1 protein-coding gene is annotated in these 2,248 nt (G+C 60.2%); it reads right to left on the bottom strand.

Annotated features, from left to right (window positions below; all coding sequences use genetic code 11):
- Positions 1 to 2: 2 nt before the first annotated feature.
- A complete protein-coding gene (gene ltrA, locus AX708_RS08725; RefSeq protein WP_233999633.1) occupies positions 3 to 1,472 on the bottom strand; it encodes a group II intron reverse transcriptase/maturase in 1,470 nt (489 codons plus the stop codon).
- Positions 1,473 to 2,248 lie beyond the last annotated feature (776 nt).

A 2,248-nucleotide genomic window follows, 5' to 3' on the forward strand; every position in this document is an offset into this window, starting at 1 on the left:
CCTCACAGTAGAGTCAGACGTGGGCGCTGTGGGGTGTCTCCACCGCCAGTTTCCCACGCCTGCTCTCCGAACCGGACGTGCACCTTTCGTTGTGCATCCGGCTCTCCAGAAGCCTTGGCGAACTCGGGTTTCTTCATCCATTTGAGATCGAACCTCCGAACAGGCACGTAGCTCATCAAGAATTGCTCCGTGCCACCTTCGGCCCAGACCGAGCTGCCCGGATGGGCGGTGCTCGGCCTGCGCCACGATGCGATTTTCCTCCCGGGAACACGTTGGTGTTTGGCCCGCAGCCACAGCCAGAGGCGTTGGCGCACATGCCAGTCGAGACTGGCAAGAATGCGCTTGGCCCCTACGCAGTAGCGGTAGTAGGCGGACCACCCCCGGAGGTATGGATTAAGTTCCTGAAGCATGGCCGTGAGTGAACGCCGAAGCGTTTGCCTACGCGCCAGTTGATTGACCCGTATGCGGAAGCCATTGATCGGCTCGCGGGGGATTTCGATGCGGGCATGAAGCCCGAACCGCTTGTCCCACTTGAGCCGCACACGGCATCCCAAGAACCGACAGCCCTTGGTCAGCGCAGTGATGCGCGTCTTTTCGGGCGATAGCGTCAGACCCATCGCCTCGTGCAGGTAGGTCGCCAGCGCCTGCTTTTCGGCAAGAGCGTCAGCTTCCGTCCCCGACACGAAGATCAAGAAGTCATCAGCATAGCGGACAGGGTAGAAGACCGTTCGACCGGCCTTCCGATCCTTGTCACGCTTGATCGCCGCGAGCCTGATCCCATCGGACTTCAGCTCCGGGCTTTCGGGGCGGCGTACCCAATCCCGATACCGTTCCTCGATTACGCTCAGCGCAATGTTGGCCAGTAGTGGTGAGAGCACGCCACCTTGGGGCGTGCCGGTGTCGGTGGGGCTATACGTGACATGCTCCAAGACCCCGGCCTTGAGGAACTGTACGATCAACCGGTTCACCTTGAGGTCCGCGACGCCGTGGCGCACGCGTTCCATCAGGGGATGATGTCCGATATTGTCGAAGCAGGCCTCAATGTCGCCTTCGATTACCCATTGGTACGGCGCATTGTGTCGGTAGCCATCTGCCGCAGGCTTGCCCCGCGACTGGATGGTCACACGGATATGTTCGAGACAGGCCTGACTGCCGCGTCCGGGCCGAAACCCGTATGAGACAGGCCAGAACCGGGCCTCGAAGATCGGCTCCAGAACTTGCTTGACCGCGCACTGCACCACGCGATCCTTGACCGTAGGGATACCGAGGGGTCGGAACTTCCCCGGTTTGCCCGGCTTTGGAATCCACTTCCTTCGTGCAGGAGACGGACGATAATCGCCCGCCCGGAGCTCATCGCGGAGCTCATGAAGGAATCTGTCGACGCCAATTCCGGTGGCAATTTTTTCTACGGTCGCCCCGTCGATCCCCGGAGTGCGCTTGCCGCGATTACCGGCAATCGTCCTCCAGGCCATGTACAAGTTGCGGGGATCGGTCACCCAATTCCACAAGTCGCAGTATGGTTCTTCGGGGTTTTCCCGACTCCACTGGTAGAGCTTTCTCTGAACGCCGAGGAGCCAAGCCTGTGGGGCTTGATTACCAGAGTCCACTGGTAGTTCCTCCGTCATAAAAGCCTACCGACTTCCTGCCCGCCTTCGCCATGTGGACGGCTTTCCCGCCCTCGGACTACTACGCAGGCTCCGCCCCACCAGCACCCATCCCCGGTCTCCGCGGATAGCCTGCTCCGAAGCAGGCGGACGATGGTGATTCCCGTGTTCCGACGATCAACCTTGGACCCGTAGGTGCGACGCTTAACCCCTTGCGGCTCCGGCGTGTGGGCAAGAAAGGACGACCCGCACACGAATGCTTTGCAAGCATTCACCAGAAGGCAGCATACATAACCAACCGGTTCACACCGCGATCTCCCCACCCCGTCAGGTGATCGGGAGTTCAACTGTAAATAAAGAGGCTTCAGACACGTCATTCGTTTGTATCTCACCTTAGGCCCTGTGGTAGCCCGGCATGCGGCTGACGGGCCGCATCCGGTACATTTCAGGTCTCCTGCTTTGAGGTCGGCCGCCGGAACGCGGCAAACCTTGGAGACCCCCTTCCGCCCCGACTCCTTCCGCCGGGTGGGGTGGCATCGCAGCCACCGGTCGATCGTCAGCAAGACGATCGAAAGGATTATGATGTTGAATTACATACATATTTCCTTTCTGCGCCGTCACGGCGCTCACATGCAGCAATTGCG

This window comes from Erythrobacter sp. CCH5-A1 (assembly GCF_001557115.1).
In the GTDB taxonomy this organism is placed as follows: domain Bacteria; phylum Pseudomonadota; class Alphaproteobacteria; order Sphingomonadales; family Sphingomonadaceae; genus Erythrobacter.

Coding starts and splice junctions, on each gene's coding strand:
- ltrA (WP_233999633.1), bottom strand. CDS start 1,472: ATGGCCTGGAGGACGATTGCCGGTAATCGCGGCAAGCGCACTCCGGGG.